This window comes from Acidovorax sp. HMWF018 (genome assembly GCF_003061035.1).
In the GTDB taxonomy this organism is placed as follows: Bacteria; Pseudomonadota; Gammaproteobacteria; order Burkholderiales; family Burkholderiaceae_C; genus Acidovorax; species Acidovorax delafieldii.
In genome coordinates, this window is the sequence record NZ_QAIM01000378.1 from 2,023 (window position 1) to 21,325 (window position 19,303).

Consider the following 19,303-nt stretch of genomic DNA (forward strand, 5'->3'; position numbering starts at 1 on the left):
TGCTGCAGGCCCAGACCACGCGCGCCACGGCGGCGCTGGCCAAGGCGCTGCAAGTGCCTGCACGCAGCCCGCTGCTGGCGCTGCGCGTGCGGGGCGACGCCGAGGGCCAGCCCCTGCACATCAGCGAGCGCTACTTTCCCCTGCCCCGCTTCGAAAACCTGGCGGCCGTGGTGCGCGAAACGGGCTCCATCACCGCAGGCTTCACCGCCCACGGCGTGGCCGACTACACGCGCCGCGAAAGCCGCATCACCGCCGAGCTGCCGAGCGCCGAAGTGGCCGCCCAGTTGCGCCAGCCCACCTCACGCCCCGTGCTGCAGGTAGAGAGCCTGAACGTGGACCTGGCAGGCACGCCCATCGAATGGGCGCGCGCCTGGTTTGCGGGCGACCGCGTGAAACTGACCATTGACCACGATGAACACGCCTGACATGTCCCCCACCCACCACCGCTATGCGGTCTATTTCGCACCCAACCCGGGCAGCCTGGGCTGGCTCGCCGGCAGCCACTGGCTGGGGCGCTGCGCTGCGCTGCTGCAGCCGCTGCAGCAGCTCGCCATCGACGGCGTGGCGGCGGACGACCTGCACCGCCTGACCGCAGCGCCCCGCCGCTACGGCTGGCACGCCACGCTCAAGGCGCCGTTTGCACTGGCGCCCGGCACCGACTGGATCACGCTGCACCAGGCCGTGCAGTCCGTGGCGCGCGGGCTGCAACCCTTTGTGCTGCCGCCCCTGCAGGTGCAACGCATCGACGACTTTCTGGCACTGGTGCCCCCGGCGTTGCACCCCGCCAATGCGCAGATCCAGGAGACCGCCGCCACCTGCGTGACGGCGCTGCAGCCCTTGGCCGCACCCTTGTCCGACGCCGACCTCGCCCGGCGCCGCTCGGCGGGGCTCACTGCCCGGCAGGACGCGCTGCTGCAGCAATGGGGCTACCCCTTTGTGCTGGACGAGTTCCGCTTTCACATGTCGCTCACCGGCAGTCTGGCGCAGGTGGACCCGCCAACGCAGGCGCTGGTGTTCGAGGCCGCGCAGGAGTTCTTCTCGGACCTGCCGACCCTGAAGTTCAACAGCCTGGCCTTGTTCGCAGAGCCTGCGCCCGGCGCGGACTTTGTGCTGCTGGACCACCTGGAGATGGGCGCATGACCACCGGCAGACTGATTTACTGCATGGGCCCCTCGGGTGCGGGTAAGGACAGCCTGCTGAACTGGTTACGGACACACCTGCCCACCCCGTGCCCCGTGCACTGGGCGCAGCGCACCATCAGCCGTGCCGCGACGTCTGCCGGCGAAGTGCATGAAAGCGTTTCGCCCCAAACGTTTTTTGCGCTGTGCAGCGACCACGCCTTTGCCCTGCACTGGCAGGCCAACGGCCTGGGTTACGGCGTGCGGCATGCGCAACTGGCGCCGCTGGCGCAGGGTCACTGGGTGCTGCTCAATGGCTCGCGCGCCTACCTGCCCGAGGCCCTGGCGCGCTTCCCGGACCTGGTGGCTGTGCACATCACTGCCAGCCCGCAGGTGCTGCGCGAACGTCTGCAGGCGCGGGGCCGCGAGACGCGCGAAGAGGTGGAGGCCCGCGTGCAGCGCGCGCTGGCCTACAGCCCGCCGCCGGGCGCGGCCAGCCTGGAGGTGCACAACGACGGAGCGCTGGGCGATGCGGGCCTGCGGCTGCTGAATGCTTTGGAAAATTTGCCGGGTTGGCCCCAGCGCAGTGGCAAACTTTCGCCCATTGTTTCCGTACTTTCCAGCACGCCATGACCGCCATCACGATTTATCACAACCCCAAGTGCGGCACGTCCCGCAACACCCTCGCCATGATCCGCAACAGCGGCGTGGAGCCCGAGGTCATCGAATACCTCAAGACCCCGTCCGACCGTGCCACGCTGGTAGCGGTGATTGCAGCGACCGGCGAGCCGGTGATCAACGCCGTGCGCACCAAGGAGGCGATCTTCACCGAGCTGCAACTGGACGCACCGGGCGTCACCGACGCGCAGCTCATCGACGCGATGCTGCAGCACCCCATCCTCATCAACCGCCCCATCGTGGTCACGCCCCTGGGCACGCGGCTGTGCCGCCCGTCCGAGAAGGTGCTCGACATCCTGCCCGCCCCCCAGCAGAGCGCCTTCACCAAGGAAGATGGCGAAGTCGTCATCAACGCGCAGGGCCAGCGTGTCTGAGGCAACCTCGCGCGCCCCCACCATGGCCCACCGCGCGGCATGAGCGCCGCCTCGCAACGCTGGACCGTGGCGCGCCTGGGCACGGCCCAGACGCTGGCCTGGGCCTCGTCCTACTACCTGCCTGCCATGCTGGCCGCGCCCATGGCGCGCGACCTGGGTGTGGCCACCCCCACGGTGTTCGCGGCGTTTTCCGTGGCGCTCATCGTGTCGGCGCTGCTCGGGCCTTTCGCGGGCCGGGCCATCGACCGCCATGGCGGCCGCCCGGTGCTGGTGGGCACCAACCTGTTGTTTGCAGCTGCTCTGGTGGGCATGGCCCTGGCGCAAGGCCCGGTGGGCCTGTTTGCCGCGTGGGTGTTGATGGGCGTGGCCATGGGGTCGGGCCTGTACGAGGCGGCGTTTGCCACGCTGGTGCGGCTGTACGGCCAGGGCGCGCGCAGCGCCATCACCGGCATCACGCTGATCGCGGGGTTTGCCAGCACCGTGGGCTGGCCGCTGTCGGCCTGGATGGAGGTGCAGTGGGGTTGGCGCGGCGCGTGCGCGGGCTGGGCCGCATTGCACTTGCTGGTGGGCGTGCCGCTCAATGGCTGGCTGCCGCGCGCCGACGCCGCAGAAAAGGCCACCGAACCATCGACGGACGCCATCGCAGCGCCCACCACAGAACCGGCCGTATCCGCCCCGCCCACTCCAGCCCACCCGCTGCGCACCACCGTGCTGCTGTCCTTTGTGTTTGCGGTCACCTGGTTCGCCAGCACCGCCATGGCAGCCCACCTGCCGCGCCTGCTGCAGGCCAGTGGTACGTCGCTGCAGGCGGCAGTGGCACTGGCCGCGCTGGTGGGCCCGGCGCAGGTGGCGGCACGCCTGCTGGAGTTTGGTTTTCTGCGCCGCCTGCACCCGCTGCTATCGGCCCAGCTGGCTGCCGCCGCACACCCTGTGGGCGCGGGCCTGCTGATGGTACTGGGCGGGCCTGCGGCAGCGGTGTTCACCGTGCTGCACGGGGCAGGCAACGGCATCCTGACCATTGCCAAGGGCACGCTGCCACTGGTGCTGTTTGGGCCAGCAGGCTACGGCGCGCGCCAGGGCCTGATGATGGTGCCCGCCCGCGTAGCGCAGGCATTTGCGCCGGTGCTGTTTGGCATGCTGCTGGACCGCGCCGGGGCAGCGGCCCTGTGGCTCACCACAATGCTGGGGCTGGCCGCGTTGGGAGCGCTGTGGCTGCTGCGTCCCGTGGCGCGGGCCTGAATGATCAACCGCGCGGCACCACAAACGCCTTGCGCGCAGCGAGCGCTGCGGGGCGCGAGTGGCAGCCTTCCAGGTGGTCATTGACCAGCCCCATCGCCTGCATGAAGGCGTACACCGTGGTGGGGCCCACAAAACTCCAGCCACGTTTCTTGAGGTCCTTGGACATGGCAATCGACGCGGGCGACGTGGACAGGGTGCGCGCCACCTCGCGCGTGAGGCGCTCGGGCCGGTCGGTGGCAGCGGGCTCGTAGCGCCAAGCGTAGTGCGCGAGCGAACCAAACTCGCGCCGCAGCTCCAGCACGCGGTGCGCATTGTTGATGGTGGACTCGATCTTGCCGCGGTGGCGCACGATGGCCGCGTCCTGCACCAGGCGCTCGACCTCGGCCGGGCCGAAGGCCGCCATCTGCTCGGCGTCGAAATTCGCGAACGCGGCGCGAAAGCCCTCGCGCTTGTTCAGGATGGTGAGCCAGCTCAGGCCCGATTGAAAACCCTCCAGGCAGATCTTCTCGAACAGCCGGCGGTCGTCGGCCACCGGAAAGCCCCACTCGGTGTCGTGGTAGTGGCGGTAAAGCGGCGTGGACTGGCACCAGGTGCAGCGCGGGCAACCGGCCTCGTCAGCGAACAGGCCGTCGGCCAGCGCAGGTGGGCGAGCAGGATCGGGAGCGGTCAAAGGGGTCATGCGCGGCATTCTAGAAACCACCACAGCCAGGCTGCTGACAGGGCGAACGCAAAGGGTTCAATCTGCCCATAAACTGCGCTGCATGCGCCAGCCACTTTCCCGCCTGCGGGCCACTTTCAGCCTGATGTTTTGCCTGGTGCTGGCCGGCTGCGCCAGCACCACCGGTCCCTCCAACGCGCTGGGCTACTACTGGCAGTCGCTGCGCGGGCACATGCAGATCATGCATGCCGCAGAACCGATTGACGACTGGGTGGCGCGCAAGGACATCTCGCCCGCCCTGCGCGAGCGGCTGCAGCTGGCGCAACGTGCGCGGGCTTTTGCAGTCGCGGAACTCGGCCTGCCCGACAACGCCAGCTACCGCCGCTATGCCGACCTGAAGCGCCCCGCCGCCGTGTGGAACGTGGTCGCCGCGCCGCCCTTTTCGCTGACGCTGCACACCTGGTGCTTTCCGGTCACGGGCTGCATCGGCTACCGGGGCTATTTCACCGAGGCTGCGGCACAGGCCGAGGCCGCCGAGCTGTCCGCACAGGGCCTGGAGGTGGAGGTGTACGGCGTGCCCGCCTACTCCACGCTGGGCTACATGAACTGGGCGGGCGGCGACCCGCTGCTGTCCACCTTCATCGCCTGGCCTGAGGGAGACTTTGTGCGCCTGCTGTTCCACGAGCTGGCGCACCAGGTGGTCTATGCCAAGAACGACACCTTGTTCAACGAGTCCTTTGCCACGGCGGTGGAGCGCATTGGTGTGGCGCGGTGGCTGGCCACGCAGTCCACCCCCGCCGCGCGCGAGGCCTACGCCACCAGCGAAGCGCGGCGCAGCGCCTTCCGCATGCTCACCCGGGCCACGCGCACCCGCCTGGCGGCCATTTATGAGCAAAAGGAGCTTCAAGCGCTAGAAGATCATGCCTTGAGCGCTATGAAAAAAGAAGCAATGCAAGCATTTCGCGACGACTATGCCGCACTGCGCGCACGCTGGCTGGACACGCCCGGCGGGACGCCCCCCCGGGCCACCACTGCCCAGGTGGCAGGCTACGACCGCTGGGTGGCCCAGGCCAACAACGCCAGTTTTGCCGCCCAGGCCGCCTACGACGAACTGGTGCCCGCGTTCGAGGCCTTGTTTGAACGCGAGGGGCGCAACTGGCCCCGGTTTTATGATGCCGTACGACAACTGACGCAGCAGCCCCTGCCCGAGCGGCACGACACACTGCGCGCCCTTTTACCTGACCCCCAACACCTCAAGGAGACAGCCGGTGCCTGACATTCATATCCACCGCGAACACCATCTGGGCTTCAAGGAAGCCCGCAAGGTCGCCTTCTCCTGGGCCGAAAAGGCCGAAGAAAAATTCGACATGGAATGCACCTACGAAGAAGGGGACAAGGAAGACCTGCTCACCTTCACCCGCTCGGGCGTCAAGGGCACGCTGCTGGTGGATGCCCACCAGTTCGAGATGAAGGCACAGCTAGGCTTTCTGTTCGGCGCGTTCAAGGACCGCATCGAGGCCGAAATTGGCGAACAGCTGGATGCACTGCTCAATGCACCGCACCCCAATGCCAAGAAGCCAGCGGCCGACAAGAAGAAAGCGGCGGCAGACGCGGATGCTGACAAGCCGGCACCCAAGGCAGCGGCCAAGCCTGCCGCCAAGGCCAAGAAGGCCTAGCCACCGCCATGACATCCACCGCGAGCGAGACCGCCGCCCACAGCCCGGCGTTTGACACCCTCTCCACGCTGCTCCACACCCGCTACAGCTGCCGCGCTTTTCTGCCCGAGCCGTTGCCGCGCGGCACCATCGAAGCCATCCTGGCCACCGCGCAGCGCACAGCATCGTGGTGCAACGCGCAGCCCTGGCAGCTCACCATAGCCAGCGGCGCCACGCTGGAGCGCCTGCGCAGCGCACTGCAGTCGCACATGACGACCACCGCAGCCCCCAACCCCGACCTGCCCTGGCCCCGCGAATACCGGGGCGTGTACCAGGAACGGCGGCGCGAATGCGGCTGGGGCCTGTACGAAGCCCTGGGCATTGCCAAGGGCGACCGCGAAGCCTCGGCCCGCCAGGCGGCGCAGAACTTCACGATGTTCGGCGCACCGCATGTGGCCATCGTCACCAGCGACGAGGCACTGGGCGTCTATGGTGCGGTGGACTGTGGCGCGTATGTGAGCAACTTCATGCTGGCCGCGCACAGTATGGGCGTGGGCTCCATCGCACAGGCGGCGCTCGCGTCCTACCCCGGCGTGCTGCGCGAGGTGCTGGGCATTGGCAACGACCGCAGCATCGTCTGCGGCATCTCCTTTGGCATGGCGGACCCGGCCCACCCGGCCAACCATTTCCGCACCACACGCGCCGACTCCGCCAGCAGCGTGGTCTGGAGGGACTGAGAACGGGTGACCGGACAGGCGTCAGGCCACAGCGCGCAGCAGGGGGTTGTGCGTGCGCAGCAGCCCAAACAGGTTCTTGGGGTCTGACAGCTGGGGGATGAGTTCGATGGGTTGGCCCATGCCCAGCTCGGCGGCCGTATCGCGCAAGAAGCGCAGCGCAGAAAAGTCCTCCAGCGCAAAGCCTACGGAGTCAAACACCGTTATTGCGGCATCGCTGGCCCGGCCGGTGTGTTGGCCTGCCAGCACTTCCCACAGCTCGGTCACCCCAAAGTCGGCCGGCAGCTGCTGGATGTCGCCTTCGATGCGCGTCTGCGGGGCGTATTCCACAAACACCTGGGCCTGGCGCAGCACGTCGGCATGCAGCTCGGTCTTGCCAGGGCAGTCGCCCCCCACGGCGTTGATGTGCATGCCGGGCGCCAGCATGCCGGGCGTGAGGATGGTGGCGTTGGTCTTGTCAGCCGTCACCGTGGTCACGACGTCGGCGCCGCGCACGGCCTCGGCCGTGCTGTTGCAGGCCACGGTGCGCAGGCCTGTGCCTTGCAGGTTGGCCTGCAGCTTGGCGGTGGCGGCCGGGTCGGTATCAAACAGCCGCAGCGTGGTGATGCCCAGCAGGTGGTGGAAGGCCAGTGCCTGGAACTCGCTTTGGGCGCCGTTGCCGATCAGCGCCATGGTGCGGCTGCCAGGCCGCGCCAGGGCGCGGGCGGCCACGGCCGACATGGCGGCGGTGCGCAGGGCGGTGGTGAGCGTGAGTTCGCTCAGCAGCAGCGGCGCGCCTGTGGCCACATCGGCCAGCACGCCAAACGCCATCACCGTAGGCAGGCCCCAGCGCGTGTTCTTGGGGTGGCCGTTGACGTACTTGAACGCATAGGTCTGGTCATCGGCAATGGGCATGAGTTCGATCACGCCGTCGCGCGAGTGGCTGGCCACACGTGCGGATTTGTCGAACGCGCCCCAGCGCAGAAAGTCGGCCAGGATGTAGTCGGCAATGCCGCGCAGGCAGGCCTCGACGCCCTTGCGCTGCACCAACTCGATGACATCGGGCGCACTGAGGTAGAGGGTGGAAAAGTGGTTCTTGGAAGGCATGGTGCTTGTCTCCGGGTGCGATACAAGCAGTGTCCCGGAGCAACGCAGCAATGGGAATTGCCCAAACTGCCGCATGTTGCGGGGTGGTTTGCCGGTGTGGCAGGACAAATTGCCACTTTGCACAATCGTCGGCCCCCGCGCCATGGGGGCATGGGGGCGCTATCCTCCCGCATCCGGCACATTCCACGCACGTCCGACAACATTCCGCACCATGACGCAACCCCAAGTACTCATCAGCGAAGTCGGCCCGCGCGATGGCCTGCAGTCCGTCAAAGCCACCATGCCCACGGCCGACAAGCTGCGCTGGATCGACGCCCTGGTGGCCGCCGGGCTGCGCGAGATTGAAGTGGGCTCGTTCGTGCCTGCCCGCCTGCTGCCCCAGATGGCCGATGTGGCCGAGGTGGTGCGCCACGCGCTCACCCACCCCGGCATCACTGTGATGGCGCTGGCCCCCAACCTGCGTGGCGCCGAGGCGGCCCTCGCGGCAGGTGTGCACAAGGTCACACTGCCGGTGTCGGCCAGCGCCGCCCATTCGCTGGCCAATGTGCGCAGGACGCGCGAGGCCATGGTCGAGGAGGTGCGCGCCGTGGCCCACCTGCGCGACGCGCAGGCCCCCGGCATGCTGGTGGAGGTGGGGTTGTCCACCGCCTTTGGTTGCACCCTGCAGGGCGAGGTGCCCGAGGACGACGTGATCTGGCTCGCGAGCCTGTGCGCCGAGGCCGGCGCCGACGAGGTGGGCCTGTCGGACACCACCGGCATGGCCAACCCGGCGCAGGTGCGCCGCCTGTTCACGCGCCTGCGCGCCGAGCTGGGCGCCAAGGCCGGTGCGGCCCACATGCACAACACCCGCGGGCTGGGGCTGGCCAACTGCCTGGCGGCCTACGACGTGGGGGTGCGCACCTTTGATGCGTCGCTGGGCGGCCTGGGCGGCTGCCCCTATGCGCCGGGCGCGTCGGGCAACGTGGTGACCGAAGACCTGGTGTTCATGTTCGAAGCCATGGGCATTGCCACGGGGGTGGACCTGGAGCGCCTGATGGCCGCCCGCGTGCCGCTGCAGGCGGGGCTGCCGGGCGAGCCGGTCTACGGCATGACGCCGGAAGCCGGGCTGCCCAAGGGGTGGGGCCAGCGTTAGGCGCCTCTGCCCCCAAAGAAAAAGGCGACCAAGGTCGCCTTTTTCTTTGGGGGGTCACCGCCGTATCAACTCAGCGAGGTGATCAGGTCCACATACAGTTGCTTGGCCTCGTCGGCACCCGTGCCCTTGAGCTTTTCCCAGGCGTCCCACTTGGCACGGCCCACCATGTCGGAGAAGCTGGGCTTCTTCTCGGTGTTGTCGCCGGCGGTGGCTTGCTTGTACAGCGCGTAGATCTTGAGCAGCGTGGCGTTGTCGGGACGCTCGCTCAGGTTCTTGGAATTGGCCACGGCGGCTTCGAAGGTGGCATTGAGGTCGGCCATGTCGGTGTGCTCCTTGGGATGTGTGGGGGGAGGGAAAGAACGGTGTCGGCAAGGGTTTGCTGCGTTGTATCTTACGGGCTGAGCACGGCCCGGGGCCGCTCAATCCATAGAGGCAAGCCCCCAAAAATCAAACAATAGGTGTACATCTGATGGTGACCCGCATTCCAGCCCCCCGCAAAGCCGCCCCCGGCCTCAGCACGAGCCCCCTGCGCACCATGCGCGACCAGGCGCCTGAGGTGGCACGCAAGGCCGCCCAGGCCCTGCCCCCCGCAGCCCGCAAGGCCGCCACCGTGGTGCAGAAGAACGTGCGCCGCGCGGCCACCGGCATGCTGGGCCTGTCGGGCGAACGCATGAGCAAGGTCGATACCGCCTGGCTGCGCATGGATTCGCACAGCAACCTGATGATGATCAACGGCGTGTGGACCCTGTCACCCGGCATCACCTGGGAGGCCTTGTGCGAACGCGTACAGCAGCGCCTGCTGCAGTACCCGCGCTTTCGCCAGCGGGTGGTGGAAGATGCCGCAGGCGCCACCTGGGTGGAGGACCGCGACTTCGACATCGCTGCGCATGTGCTGCGCGAAAAGCTGCCCCGCCGCACAGGCCACAGCATGCAGCGCGCACTGCAGGACCGCGTGGGCGAACTCGCCATGCAGCCGCTCGATACACGCCGCCCGCTGTGGCAAATGCACCTGATCGAAGACTTTGTGGGTGATGACGGCGCGAAGGGCAGCGCGCTCATCGTACGCATCCACCACTGCATTGCCGACGGCATTGCACTCATCTCGGTGACCATGTCGCTGGTCGATGGCGGCTCGGAACCCCCCAAGCGCAAGGCGCGGGCAGACAAGGAAGCCGCCACCGCCGAGGACTGGATCGCCGACGCACTCATCAAGCCCTTCACCGGCCTCACCGTCAAGGCCCTGGACCTGGCGGGCGACAGCGCCGCCAAGTCGTTGCAGATGCTGGGCGACCCGGAAAAGGCCATGCACCACGGGCTGACCGGCACCATGGACATGGCCCGCGTGGCCTACCAACTCGTCAGCGACGCGGCGGCATTGGCGCTGATGCCAGACGACTCGCCCACGCGCCTGAAGGGCCAGCCCGGCAGCGCCAAGCGCGTGGCCTGGTGCCCGCCGATTCCGCTCGAAGAGGTCAAGGCCATCGGCAAGGCGCTCAACTGCTCCATCAACGATGTGCTGCTGTCGTGTGTGGCGGGCGCCATCGGCGGCTACCTGCGCAGCCAGGGCGACGACCCCACGGGCCAGGAGATCCGCGCGATGATCCCGGTGAATCTGCGCCCCATGGAAGAGGCCTGGAAGCTGGGCAACCGCTTTGGCCTGGTGCCGCTGGTGCTGCCGATTGGCGTGGCCAACCCAGTCGAGCGCGTGTACGAAGTGCGCAAGCGCATGAACGCGCTCAAGGGCAGCACCCAGCCCATCCTGGCGTTTGCCATGCTCGCCGTGGCAGGCCTGATGATCAAGCCCGCGCAGGACGCACTGCTCAACCTGTTTGGCCGCAAGACCACGGCGGTGATGACCAACGTGCCCGGCCCCAAGGAGCAGCTCACGCTGTGCGGCGCACGCGTCACGCAGTGCATGTTCTGGGTACCGCAGTCGGGTGACATCGGCCTGGGGGTCTCCATCCTCAGCTACGGCGGCGGCGTGCAGTTTGGCGTGATCACCGACACCACCCTGTGCCCCGAGCCGCAGCAGATCATTGATGCCTTTGCGCCCGAGTTCGACCAGCTGTCGCTGCTCACGCTGATGCTGCCGTGGGGCGACTGAACGCATCTGCGTTGCCAGAGCCACCACCCTGCGTGCGTCTGGGGTGGGTGGTGGCCTTGCTGCTGTCTGCGGGCGGGGCACACGCGGCCGTGGAGGAAGAAAGCACCCAGCGGCCCTACGTGGTGCGCGCCCAGCCCGGAGAGACACTGCGCGAGGCCCTGCATGCTGCAACCCCCATTTCGGTGGGTGGACAGCGCTTTCATGGCTACACCCGCTGGAACGTGCGCTGGACCTTCCGCTGGTGGCGCGAAGCCTCGGGCCGCTGTGCGATCACCGAAGTCAACACCCGGCTGCGCACCGAAGTGCAGCTGCCCGACCTGCAGGCCGCCAGCCCGTCGCAGCAGGCGGTTTTTGACCGCTATTTGCAGGCGCTGTCCCACCACGAGCAAGGCCATGTGCAGATCGGGCGCGACGCAGCGCAGGCCATTGACCAGGCCATCCGCCAGATGCCCGCAGCGTCCGACTGCGCCACGCTGGAGCGCGAAGCCAACGCCTTGGGCCACCGGCTGCTGCAGGACCACGTGGCGCGCGAGAAGCAGTACGACCAGCGCACCCGCCACGGTGCCACACAAGGCGCGCGACTGGACTGACCGCCCGGTCGACCACCAGGAGCGTTCCCATCTTTTCTATCGACCGACAGGCTCACCCCTTGCGCTGAGGAGGCGCCGCCACCAACGCATCCGTCAGGCGGGACACTGCGGCCACCACAGCGGCCACGGGTTCGCCCATCTGCGCACGCACGATGGCGCCCTCCACCACCAGGGCGAGCGCCTGCGCGTCCTGCGCACGGTGGGAAGGCGCTGGCAACAAGGCAGCCAGCAACGCCGTCATGTCGCGCTTGTGGCGCTGCGCAATCTCCAGCACCTCCGGCACGGTGTCTCCCAGCTCGCTCACGCTGTTGATGAACGCACAGCCCCGAAAGTGCTTGCTGCCCAACCATTCCGCCAGGGCGGGCGCCAATGCTGGCGTGCGATCCGCCCCTGTGGGCAGCGCGTGCGCATGGCGCTGCAGCGCGTCGGCGAACCAGCCCATCCAGCCCGCATGCCGGTACTCCAGATACGCACAGATGAGCGCGTTCTTGCTCGGGAAATGCCGGTAGAAGGTCACCTTGGTCACGCCAGACTCCGCAATCACCCGGTCGATGCCCGTGGCGCGGATGCCATCCCGGTAGAACAGCGCGTGCGCCGTGTGCAGCAGGCGGTCTCGGGCGGGCAGGTCTTGCCAGCCAGGGGGGAGCGGATCAAAGGTCATTCGCTCATTGTAGACAAGTCTGTCTACATGGCTTTATGATGGCACGTAGACAGACCTGTCTACATCAACCCTTCACCGTCGAGGTTCCCATGGAAACACGCCCGCCTTTGCCCCCCTTTACCCAACACACCGCCGTCCAGAAAGTGCGCCTGGCCGAAGACGGCTGGAACTCGCGCGACCCTGCCCGCGTGGCCCTGGCCTACACCGAGGACACGCGCTGGCGCAACCGCGCCGAGTTCCCCGCGGGCCGCGAGGCCGCCCGGCAGCTGCTGGAGCGCAAGTGGGCACGCGAACTGGACTACCGCCTCATCAAGGAGCTGTGGGCGTTCAGCGGCCACCGCATCGCCGTGCGGTTTGCCTACGAATGGCATGACGACGCAGGCCAGTGGTACCGCAGCTACGGCAACGAGAACTGGGAGTTCAACGACGCAGGCCTGATGGTCGTGCGCCACGCCAGCATCAACGACCGCCCCATCCAGGCCGCAGATCGGCTGTTCTTCTGGCCGCTGGGGCGCCGGCCGGACGACCATCCGGGGCTGAGCGACCTGGGCCTTTGAGAATCGGCGGACGCCCAGGGGACCGGCAAGCGCTCAGGGCTGCGACGCCACCTGTGCCAATGCCAGTTCCCATAACGACTCCGCCACCGGCGACATCTCGGCGCGCTGGCGGTACAGGCGGATCTGCACCGGCACGTTCCAGTCGGCGCCCCCGGCGGCCACCAGCGTGCCGGTGCGCAGCTCCTCGGCAATCAGGGTTTCGGGCAGCCAGGCCACACCCCGCCCTTCCTGGGCAAGGGTCTTGAGCAACACCGCGTGGTGCGCGGTGAACACCACCGCCACCGGGCCGTCAGCACCGTCAGCAAACACCCCGCGCATGCGGGCCCGCATGATGCGGCCCAGGCCCGACGCCTCGCTGTAGGCCAGCACGGGCACCGGGGCCTGCTGGCCCAGCGCATGCAACGGCTGGCCTGCTGCGCCGCCGGGCTGCGGCGCACTGACTGGCAGCAGCCGGTCGTCCGCCAGGCGGCACATGGGGTACTGCGCCTCGTCCAGGCGCCCCGGCACCTCGGCGTGGCCATGGCACAGCACAAACTGCACACGCCGCTGGAGCATCAGGTCTTCGCAGGCCTGCGAGCTGTCGGACATGGTCTGGATGGGCCCCAGCCGCAGGCGTGCCTCCATGCCCACCAGCCAGCGCGGAAAGAACGTGAGAGAGAGCACGTGCGTGGCCGCAAAGCGCAGGCTGGCAGCCGCCAGGTCATGTGCAGCACGGGCCTTGATGCGCGCGGCCTCCAGATTGGCCAGGATGGTTTCGAGCAGCGGCAAAAAGCGCTGGCCTGCCGCCGTGAGCGCCGCGGGATGGGCACTGCGGTCGAACAGCTCCACGCCCACCCAGTCTTCCAGTGCGCGGATATGGCGGCTGAAGGCGGGCTGGGCAATGGCGCGGGCCTCGGCCGCACGCGAGAAATTGCCCGTCTCGGCCAGGGCGAGGAAATCCTCCAGCCATTCCAGGTCCAGGGGTCGGTTGCCGGGTCCCATGTGTCTCCGCGATGGATCGGTAGATAGTTGTATGCGATTCGAGTATTGGACCGCTGCAGCATGGCGCGGAATGATCCACCCCGTTGTTCACCAGCTTTTCCAACGGAGACAAGAAAGCATGCCTGCCATCTCGAATTATCGCGGGATCATCCCCGCCATCTCGTGCCCCTTCACCCCCGACCACCGCATCGACGAGCCCGCGCTGCGCAAGCTCGCCGCCTGGCTGGCGGGCCACGAGGGCGTGGTGGCCGTCATGACCAACGGCCACACCGGCGAGGTGTTCTCCCTCACACCGGCTGAACGCGCCGAGGTCACCCGCATCGTGGCCGACGAACTCAAGGGGCGCATGCCTGTCATTTCGTCCATCGTCTGCGAAGGCCTGGCCGACGCGGCCGACCATGCCCGCGCTGCCGTCGAGGCTGGTGCTGTGGCGCTGGACGTGATGCCCCCGCACCACTGGCTGCGCTTTGGCTTCACGGCCGGCCACGCACTGCAGTACTTCGATGCCATCCACAAGGCGGCGCCCAACGCCGATCTGGTCTGCCACGTCTACCCGGCCTGGACGCGTGCCTCGTACTCGTCGCAGCTGCTGGCCGACCTGGCCCGGTTGCCCTACCTGCAGGCCTTCAAGGTGGGCCAGCGCGACATGAACAAGTACGCCCGCGACATCCAGGCGATCCGCGAGGCCGACGCGTCCAAGGCCATCCTGACCTGCCACGACGAGTACCTGCTGGCCTCGATGGTGCAGGGCGTGGACGGCGCGCTGGTGGGTTTTGCGACCTTCATCCCCCAGCTCATCATCGATCTGTGGAATGCGGTGAAGGCCGGCGACTTGAAGAAAGCCATGGCGGTGCAGGCTGTCATCACGCCCCTGAAGGACGCGGTGTATGGCGGCGGCGAGCCCACTGGCGAGGCCCACGCCCGCATGAAGGGTGGCATGTACCTGGCAGGCGTGATCGACGACGCCACCGTGCGCCCACCGACCGAGGCGCCCAACGCCAAGGAAGTCGAAGCGCTGCGCGCTGCGGTGAAGCAGGCCGGCCTGCTCAAGCGCTGAGCGGTCCCTGCGAGGCTCGGGGGATTTTGAGTCCCCCGCGCCTCATTGCACACAAGAAAACCGACAAGGAGACAAGACACCATGCAACGCCACCTTTTCATCCGCGCCGCCCTGGGTGTAGCCACGCTCGCGATGGCGGCCAGCAGCTTTGCGCAGGCTTACCCCACCAAGCCCATCCGGATGGTCATCCCCTTTCCGCCAGGCGGCACGCTCGACACCGTGGGCCGCATGCTCGCGCAAAAGCTGGGCGACCAGATGGGCCAGAACTTCATCGTCGAGAACAAGGCGGGCGGCAATGGCGTGATTGGCGGCGACGTGGTGGCCAAGGCCCCGGCCGACGGCTACACGCTGCTGTTCAACGCATCCACCTTCACCACAGCGCCCATGACCATGAAGTCCGTGCCCTACGGCGTGGTCAAGGACTTCACGCCCGTGGCGCTGGTGGCCAAGGCCCCGTTGTCGGTGGCCATCAACAAGAACCTGCCGGTCACCGACATCAAGTCGCTGATGGCCTACGCCAAAGCCAACCCCGGCAAGATGACCTTCGCCGTGGGCTCCATCGGGTCTGCCGGGCACCTCTCGACCGAACTGCTCAAGCGCGCAGGCAACCTCGACTACCTGATCGTGCCCTACAAGGGCACGGCGCCTGCGTTTCAGGACCTGATCGGCGGGCAGATCGACGGGTTCATCGACCCCATCCTGGGGTCTCTGCAGTACCACAAGAGCGGCATGCTGCGCGTGGTGGCCGTCACCTCCGCCCAGCGCGCAGCGAGCTTGCCCGACGTGCCCACGGTGGGCGAGACGATTCCGGGCTACGAGTTCTACAGCTGGTATGGCCTGTGGGGACCGGCCAAGCTGCCGGCGGACATCACCCAGCGGCTGAACACCGAGGTGAACAAGGCCCTGGCCGAGATGACGCCCAAGCTCAAGGAACAAGGGCTGCTGACCACGCCGGGCAGCGTGGAGGATTTTGCGAAGTTCCAGCGCAGCGACATGGAGCGCTCGCAGAAGATCGTCACCGAAGGGAACATCCGTGTCGAGTAATGCCCGCCACGCCATCGTCACCGGCAGCAGCAGCGGCATAGGCCGCAGCATCGTCGAGTCGCTGCTGGCCGTCGGCTGGCGCGTGACGGGCCTGGATGTGGCCCAGCCGACGGTCGTTCACCCCTCGTTCACCCATACACCGGTCAACCTGGCCGATGGTGCCGATATCGCCCGCGTGACCGCTGCACTGCCCGGCGTGGACGCGCTGGTCCATGCGGCCGGCGTGCTGCGCGTGGGGCCGCTGGGCCAGCTCGACCATGCGGGCGGCGAGCTGATGTGGCGCCTGCATGTGGATGCCGCCACCCGGCTGGCCGATGCCATCGTGCCCGGCATGGCCCAGCGCGGTCAGGGGCGCGTGGTGTTCATTGGCAGCCGCGTGGCGCAGGGCATGGCCGGGCGCGGTCAGTACGCCGCGACCAAGGCCGCGCTGATTGCACTGGCGCGCAGCTGGGCCGCCGAGGTGGCCGCGCAGGGCGTGACGGTGAATGTCGTCTCGCCCGCAGCCACCGCCACCGGCATGCTGAACGACCCCGCCCGCCAGGGCAGTGCACCGCGCCTGCCGCCCATCGGCCGCCTGATCGAGCCTGCCGAGATTGCCGCACTGGTGGGCTTTCTTCTGTCTGAATCTGCCGCCGCCATCACGGGGCAGGACATCGCGATCTGCGGGGGCTCTTCGCTCGCCCGCTGATCTTTCCTTTTGATCCCGCACCTTTCCCACTTTGCCAACGAACGCGACCACCATGAAGATCGTCAACATCCTCGAATCGACCCGTCCCATCAAGTCGGACATCCGCAATGCCTACATCGACTTCTCGAAGATGACGCTGAGCCTCGTGGCCGTGGTCACCGACGTGATCCGCGATGGCAAGCCGGTGATCGGCTACGGCTTCAACTCCAACGGCCGCTACGGCCAGGGCGCGCTGATGCGCGACCGATTCATCCCCCGCGTGCTGGAGGCTGAGCCGGCCAGCCTGCTGGACGAGACGGGCGAGAACCTGGACCCGCACAAGGTCTGGGCCCGCATGATGATCAACGAAAAACCCGGCGGCCACGGCGAGCGCTCGGTGGCCGTGGGCACCATCGACATGGCCGTGTGGGACGCCACGGCCAAGATTGCAGGCAAGCCGCTGTACCAGCTGCTGGCCGAGCGCTACGGCAACGGCACGCCCAACCCGCGCGTGTTCGTCTACGCCGCTGGCGGCTACTACTACCCCGGCAAGGGGCTCGATGGCCTCAAGAAGGAAATGGAAAGCTACCTGGCGCGCGGTTACTCGGTGGTCAAGATGAAGATCGGCGGTGCCACGCTGGCCGAAGACTGCGAGCGCATCGAGTCGGTGCTCAAGATCCTGGGCCCGGGCCAGCAACTGGCGGTGGACGCCAACGGCCGCTTCGACCTGGCCACCGCCATCGACTACGGCAAGGCGCTGTCGCAGTACCCGCTGTTCTGGTACGAAGAAGCGGGCGACCCGCTGGACTACGAGCTGCAGGCGAAGCTGGGCGAGGTTTACAAGGGCCCGATGGCCACGGGCGAGAACCTGTTCTCGATGCAGGACGCGCGCAACCTGATCCGCCACGGCGGCATGCACAAGGACCGCGACTGGCTGCAGTTCGACTGCGCGCTGAGCTACGGCCTGGTGGAGTACCTGCGCACGCTCGACATGCTCAAGGAATACGGCTGGTCCCCCAGCCGCTGCATTCCACACGGGGGCCACCAGATGTCGCTGGCGATCGCGGCAGGCCTGGGCCTGGGCGGCAACGAGAGCTACCCCGACCTGTTCCAGCCCTACGGTGGCTTCCCCGATGGCGTGAAGGTCGAGAACGGCTACGTGACGCTGCCGCCGCTGCCGGGCATCGGCTTCGAAGGCAAGTCGGACCTGATCGCAGAGATGCGCGCGCTGGCATCCTGACGACTGGACACACAAAAAAGGCACGCCCAGGGGCGTGCCTTTTTGCATCCAGCACCGCGTTCAGGTCGCAGAGCAGGTAAAGCTCTCGGCCTTGGCCGGATCGCCCGTGCCGTTGTAGCGCGGGAACTTGGGGTACTCGCACACCGGGCGCTGGGCCACGGGGGTGCTGGTGCCTGGGGCGAACTTCGTGGCGACCAGCTTGTCAGGCGCCGCTCCCTTTTCCACCCAGGCGTCCATGGCGGCGAGCAGGTCAATGGAGCGCGGCTCGGTGCCTGCGCCGTCCAGGTCATGCCCGTTGGAGGGCGAGGTGACCATGCGCGCAAAGCCCTGCACCTTGCTGGCGCCCAGGCGCTGCCTGACCGTGTCGAAATAGTCTGCCGTGCGGTACAGCGACACGCAGGTGTCGCCCAGGCCGTACCAGATCAGCAGCTTGCCGCCGTTGTCGGCAAAGGCGGAGATGTCGGGGTCCGTGCCATCGATCATCTCGGCCAGCCGCGCGTACTGCGCCTGGTACTGCGTGGGGTCGTGGCTCAGGATGTTGGCGTTGGGGTTGCCCTCCACCAGGCGCGCGGCTTCCGTCACGGCCATGTGGTTGAACGAATCGGGCGCGTCAAAGCTGGTGCCGAACATGTACGACTGCCAGTCGGAGGTGGACGCCCCGCCCCGGCCATAGCGCGGGTAGCCCACGGCACCGCGCGACAGGGTCACGGGTGTCTTGTGGTCGCTGTAGATGAGGCGTATGGATTCGATCTGGCCGGCCGTGAGACAGCTGTCGTTGTCCGCCCCCTGGCACAGCAGCTCGGTAGGCACGTAGTTGCACGCCTCGATGTTGCCGATGACGCCGTCCTTCAGGCCATCGAGGCCATCACACGCCGCCACCTCGGCCTTGGCATACAGCGCGATCTTGGCGGGGCTCATCCAGTTGTCGCGGCTCTTGAAGATGTGGCGCAGCACCGTGGGCCCCAGGTTGACCTGATGCGCCTGCTGGCTGATGGCGGGCTCCATGGCCACCACGCCGTCGTAGTCCTTGGGGTACTTCTGCGTGGAGATGAGCCCCGACCGACCGCCGTTGGAATGGCCCATGTGGTAGCGCCGCACGGGGCGCTTGCCATAGAACTCGGTGGCGATCGTGGTGCCCACCTCCAGCACGAAATGGTTGGCGTCGAACGCGTGGTTGCGCAGCGCCACGTCGCTCTTGCCCCAGGCAAAGCCGCGGATCTGGTGGCCGGAGTCGGAGCTGATCTTCACGTACGGGTTGGCCGACGGGCCCACCAGCTGCTGGTACCACGGGTCGTCGGTGGGGACGAAGCCGTCGAAGCCGCCGCCGCCAATGGTCAGCGTCTTGCCGTTCCACTGGGCCAGCGTGGGCAGCTCCACCGCCCAGTTGATGGTGGACTCGGGCGACGAGACGATCTGCCCGCGCACGATGCACACGTCGGGCAACGTGCCCTCGGCCTTGCGCAGCTCGGTACGGGTGACCTTGGCGCCATGGGGCAAGGCGGTGGATGCGTAGGCGGCGCAGGCCTCAGCCAGGGGCTTGCTGGCCAGCGGGGGATTGGCGTCGCTGCGGCCGCCGCCGCAGGCGGTCAGGGCCAGGGCTGCCACAGCACCCAGGGTGCAGGCAGCGGTCCATCGCCCTGCGCGTGCCAGGGGGTGACGGTGGCATCGGGGCGCCACGGCGAAGGGGTGGGGGTTCGGGAACATGCAAGGGTCTCCTGTTATGACGGT

The 19,303-nt window shown here is 67.8% G+C and carries 22 protein-coding genes; 16 read left to right on the top strand and 6 right to left on the bottom strand.

The genetic code is table 11. The features are described 5' to 3' along the window. The 5 genes from DBR23_RS30735 to DBR23_RS14700 all read left to right on the top strand — a co-directional run. Positions 1-425 (top strand): UTRA domain-containing protein (locus DBR23_RS30735; protein ID WP_233250468.1); only part of this gene is annotated, 425 nt, incomplete at its 5' end. Next, positions 412-1,140 (top strand): DUF1045 domain-containing protein, encoded by a 729-nt coding sequence (locus tag DBR23_RS14685; RefSeq protein ID WP_108498744.1) that lies wholly within the window; start codon positions 412-414, stop codon positions 1,138-1,140. The genes DBR23_RS30735 and DBR23_RS14685, both read left to right, overlap by 14 nt. Beyond that, on the top strand, positions 1,137-1,751 hold the full coding sequence (gene phnN, locus DBR23_RS14690; RefSeq protein ID WP_108498745.1) for a phosphonate metabolism protein/1,5-bisphosphokinase (PRPP-forming) PhnN: 615 nt from the start codon (positions 1,137-1,139) through the stop codon (positions 1,749-1,751). The genes DBR23_RS14685 and phnN overlap by 4 nt, the downstream gene beginning before the upstream one ends. Beyond that, positions 1,748-2,170 (top strand): arsenate reductase (glutaredoxin), encoded by a 423-nt coding sequence (gene arsC, locus DBR23_RS14695; RefSeq protein ID WP_108498746.1) that lies wholly within the window; start codon positions 1,748-1,750, stop codon positions 2,168-2,170. Before phnN ends, arsC begins: the two co-directional genes overlap by 4 nt. Positions 2,171-2,209: 39 nt before the next feature. Continuing rightward, positions 2,210-3,409: an MFS transporter gene (locus DBR23_RS14700; RefSeq protein WP_108498747.1), complete on the top strand. Its 1,200-nt coding sequence runs from the start codon at positions 2,210-2,212 to the stop codon at positions 3,407-3,409. Positions 3,410-3,413: 4 nt separating this feature from the next. Here the strand turns inward: DBR23_RS14700 and DBR23_RS14705 are convergent, their stop codons facing one another. After that, positions 3,414-4,088, bottom strand: a complete 675-nt coding sequence (locus DBR23_RS14705) for a DNA-3-methyladenine glycosylase I (protein WP_108498760.1) — start codon at positions 4,086-4,088, stop codon at positions 3,414-3,416. Positions 4,089-4,170: 82 nt separating this feature from the next. Here DBR23_RS14705 and DBR23_RS14710 point away from each other — a divergent pair, with 82 nt between their 5' ends. From DBR23_RS14710 to DBR23_RS14720, 3 genes are read left to right on the top strand one after another with little or no spacing between them, the layout of a single operon-like run. Continuing rightward, a complete protein-coding gene (locus DBR23_RS14710; protein WP_108498748.1) occupies positions 4,171-5,343 on the top strand; it encodes an aminopeptidase in 1,173 nt (390 codons plus the stop codon). Further along, positions 5,336-5,743 (top strand): polyhydroxyalkanoic acid system family protein, encoded by a 408-nt coding sequence (locus DBR23_RS14715; protein ID WP_108498749.1) that lies wholly within the window; start codon positions 5,336-5,338, stop codon positions 5,741-5,743. The genes DBR23_RS14710 and DBR23_RS14715 overlap by 8 nt, the downstream gene beginning before the upstream one ends. 8 nt (positions 5,744-5,751) lie before the next feature. Next, positions 5,752-6,459 carry a nitroreductase gene (locus tag DBR23_RS14720; protein WP_108498750.1) on the top strand — a complete coding sequence of 236 codons (708 nt, stop codon included), beginning with the start codon at positions 5,752-5,754 and terminating at the stop codon, positions 6,457-6,459. Between the two features lie 21 nt (positions 6,460-6,480). Here the strand turns inward: DBR23_RS14720 and DBR23_RS14725 are convergent, their stop codons facing one another. Next, positions 6,481-7,542 (bottom strand): ornithine cyclodeaminase, encoded by a 1,062-nt coding sequence (locus DBR23_RS14725; RefSeq protein WP_108498751.1) that lies wholly within the window; start codon positions 7,540-7,542, stop codon positions 6,481-6,483. 211 nt (positions 7,543-7,753) lie between these two features. Here DBR23_RS14725 and DBR23_RS14730 point away from each other — a divergent pair, with 211 nt between their 5' ends. After that, the gene (locus DBR23_RS14730; RefSeq protein ID WP_108498752.1) at positions 7,754-8,674 is read left to right on the top strand and encodes a hydroxymethylglutaryl-CoA lyase; all 921 of its coding nucleotides are present in this window, start codon (positions 7,754-7,756) and stop codon (positions 8,672-8,674) included. 65 nt (positions 8,675-8,739) lie between these two features. On the opposite strand, the gene DBR23_RS14735 is transcribed toward DBR23_RS14730, so the two are convergent. Beyond that, on the bottom strand, positions 8,740-8,994 hold the full coding sequence (locus DBR23_RS14735; protein WP_056745710.1) for an acyl-CoA-binding protein: 255 nt from the start codon (positions 8,992-8,994) through the stop codon (positions 8,740-8,742). Positions 8,995-9,143: 149 nt separating this feature from the next. On the opposite strand from DBR23_RS14735, the gene DBR23_RS14740 reads away from it, so the two are divergent. Together DBR23_RS14740 and DBR23_RS14745 are read left to right on the top strand one after the other, a co-directional pair. After that, positions 9,144-10,778 carry a wax ester/triacylglycerol synthase family O-acyltransferase gene (locus tag DBR23_RS14740; RefSeq protein ID WP_108498753.1) on the top strand — a complete coding sequence of 545 codons (1,635 nt, stop codon included), beginning with the start codon at positions 9,144-9,146 and terminating at the stop codon, positions 10,776-10,778. Between the two features lie 32 nt (positions 10,779-10,810). Then, positions 10,811-11,368 (top strand): DUF922 domain-containing Zn-dependent protease, encoded by a 558-nt coding sequence (locus tag DBR23_RS14745; protein WP_099731427.1) that lies wholly within the window; start codon positions 10,811-10,813, stop codon positions 11,366-11,368. A gap of 52 nt (positions 11,369-11,420) precedes the next feature. Here the strand turns inward: DBR23_RS14745 and DBR23_RS14750 are convergent, their stop codons facing one another. Beyond that, positions 11,421-12,029, bottom strand: coding sequence for a TetR/AcrR family transcriptional regulator (locus DBR23_RS14750; protein ID WP_108498754.1), 609 nt, complete (start codon positions 12,027-12,029; stop codon positions 11,421-11,423). 89 nt (positions 12,030-12,118) lie between these two features. Between DBR23_RS14750 and DBR23_RS14755 the strand changes: the two genes are divergently transcribed. After that, positions 12,119-12,586: a nuclear transport factor 2 family protein gene (locus DBR23_RS14755; RefSeq protein WP_108498755.1), complete on the top strand. Its 468-nt coding sequence runs from the start codon at positions 12,119-12,121 to the stop codon at positions 12,584-12,586. Between the two features lie 33 nt (positions 12,587-12,619). Here DBR23_RS14755 and DBR23_RS14760 read toward each other — a convergent pair whose 3' ends face one another. Further along, on the bottom strand, positions 12,620-13,567 hold the full coding sequence (locus DBR23_RS14760) for a LysR family transcriptional regulator (protein WP_108498756.1): 948 nt from the start codon (positions 13,565-13,567) through the stop codon (positions 12,620-12,622). A gap of 118 nt (positions 13,568-13,685) precedes the next feature. Between DBR23_RS14760 and DBR23_RS14765 the strand changes: the two genes are divergently transcribed. From DBR23_RS14765 to DBR23_RS14780, 4 genes are all read left to right on the top strand, one after another. Then, positions 13,686-14,624, top strand: a complete 939-nt coding sequence (locus DBR23_RS14765) for a dihydrodipicolinate synthase family protein (protein WP_056059792.1) — start codon at positions 13,686-13,688, stop codon at positions 14,622-14,624. A gap of 81 nt (positions 14,625-14,705) precedes the next feature. Further along, complete coding sequence (locus DBR23_RS14770; RefSeq protein WP_108498757.1) at positions 14,706-15,668, top strand: tripartite tricarboxylate transporter substrate binding protein; 963 nt, start codon at positions 14,706-14,708, stop codon at positions 15,666-15,668. Beyond that, positions 15,658-16,356 (top strand): SDR family NAD(P)-dependent oxidoreductase, encoded by a 699-nt coding sequence (locus DBR23_RS14775; protein ID WP_108498758.1) that lies wholly within the window; start codon positions 15,658-15,660, stop codon positions 16,354-16,356. The genes DBR23_RS14770 and DBR23_RS14775 overlap by 11 nt, the downstream gene beginning before the upstream one ends. Before the next feature lie 52 nt (positions 16,357-16,408). Further along, positions 16,409-17,575: a mandelate racemase/muconate lactonizing enzyme family protein gene (locus DBR23_RS14780; RefSeq protein WP_108498759.1), complete on the top strand. Its 1,167-nt coding sequence runs from the start codon at positions 16,409-16,411 to the stop codon at positions 17,573-17,575. A gap of 60 nt (positions 17,576-17,635) precedes the next feature. On the opposite strand, the gene DBR23_RS14785 is transcribed toward DBR23_RS14780, so the two are convergent. Then, positions 17,636-19,279, bottom strand: coding sequence for a tannase/feruloyl esterase family alpha/beta hydrolase (locus tag DBR23_RS14785; RefSeq protein WP_233250469.1), 1,644 nt, complete (start codon positions 19,277-19,279; stop codon positions 17,636-17,638). Positions 19,280-19,303: the final 24 nt, after the last annotated feature.

What these genes read in the sequence shown, in the direction of transcription:
- DBR23_RS14720 (WP_108498750.1), top strand. Translation starts at nt 5,752, where the DNA reads ATGACATCCACCGCGAGCGAGACCGCCGCCCACAGCCCGGCGTTTGAC.
- DBR23_RS14765 (WP_056059792.1), top strand. Translation starts at nt 13,686, where the DNA reads ATGCCTGCCATCTCGAATTATCGCGGGATCATCCCCGCCATCTCGTGC.
- DBR23_RS14750 (WP_108498754.1), bottom strand. Translation starts at nt 12,029, where the DNA reads ATGACCTTTGATCCGCTCCCCCCTGGCTGGCAAGACCTGCCCGCCCGA.
- DBR23_RS14705 (WP_108498760.1), bottom strand. Translation starts at nt 4,088, where the DNA reads ATGACCCCTTTGACCGCTCCCGATCCTGCTCGCCCACCTGCGCTGGCC.
- DBR23_RS14740 (WP_108498753.1), top strand. Translation starts at nt 9,144, where the DNA reads ATGGTGACCCGCATTCCAGCCCCCCGCAAAGCCGCCCCCGGCCTCAGC.
- DBR23_RS14760 (WP_108498756.1), bottom strand. Translation starts at nt 13,567, where the DNA reads ATGGGACCCGGCAACCGACCCCTGGACCTGGAATGGCTGGAGGATTTC.
- DBR23_RS14710 (WP_108498748.1), top strand. Translation starts at nt 4,171, where the DNA reads ATGCGCCAGCCACTTTCCCGCCTGCGGGCCACTTTCAGCCTGATGTTT.
- arsC (WP_108498746.1), top strand. Translation starts at nt 1,748, where the DNA reads ATGACCGCCATCACGATTTATCACAACCCCAAGTGCGGCACGTCCCGC.
- DBR23_RS14685 (WP_108498744.1), top strand. Translation starts at nt 412, where the DNA reads ATGAACACGCCTGACATGTCCCCCACCCACCACCGCTATGCGGTCTAT.
- DBR23_RS14735 (WP_056745710.1), bottom strand. Translation starts at nt 8,994, where the DNA reads ATGGCCGACCTCAATGCCACCTTCGAAGCCGCCGTGGCCAATTCCAAG.
- DBR23_RS14700 (WP_108498747.1), top strand. Translation starts at nt 2,210, where the DNA reads ATGAGCGCCGCCTCGCAACGCTGGACCGTGGCGCGCCTGGGCACGGCC.
- DBR23_RS14755 (WP_108498755.1), top strand. Translation starts at nt 12,119, where the DNA reads ATGGAAACACGCCCGCCTTTGCCCCCCTTTACCCAACACACCGCCGTC.
- DBR23_RS14770 (WP_108498757.1), top strand. Translation starts at nt 14,706, where the DNA reads ATGCAACGCCACCTTTTCATCCGCGCCGCCCTGGGTGTAGCCACGCTC.
- phnN (WP_108498745.1), top strand. Translation starts at nt 1,137, where the DNA reads ATGACCACCGGCAGACTGATTTACTGCATGGGCCCCTCGGGTGCGGGT.
- DBR23_RS14730 (WP_108498752.1), top strand. Translation starts at nt 7,754, where the DNA reads ATGACGCAACCCCAAGTACTCATCAGCGAAGTCGGCCCGCGCGATGGC.
- DBR23_RS14725 (WP_108498751.1), bottom strand. Translation starts at nt 7,542, where the DNA reads ATGCCTTCCAAGAACCACTTTTCCACCCTCTACCTCAGTGCGCCCGAT.
- DBR23_RS14785 (WP_233250469.1), bottom strand. Translation starts at nt 19,279, where the DNA reads ATGTTCCCGAACCCCCACCCCTTCGCCGTGGCGCCCCGATGCCACCGT.
- DBR23_RS14780 (WP_108498759.1), top strand. Translation starts at nt 16,409, where the DNA reads ATGAAGATCGTCAACATCCTCGAATCGACCCGTCCCATCAAGTCGGAC.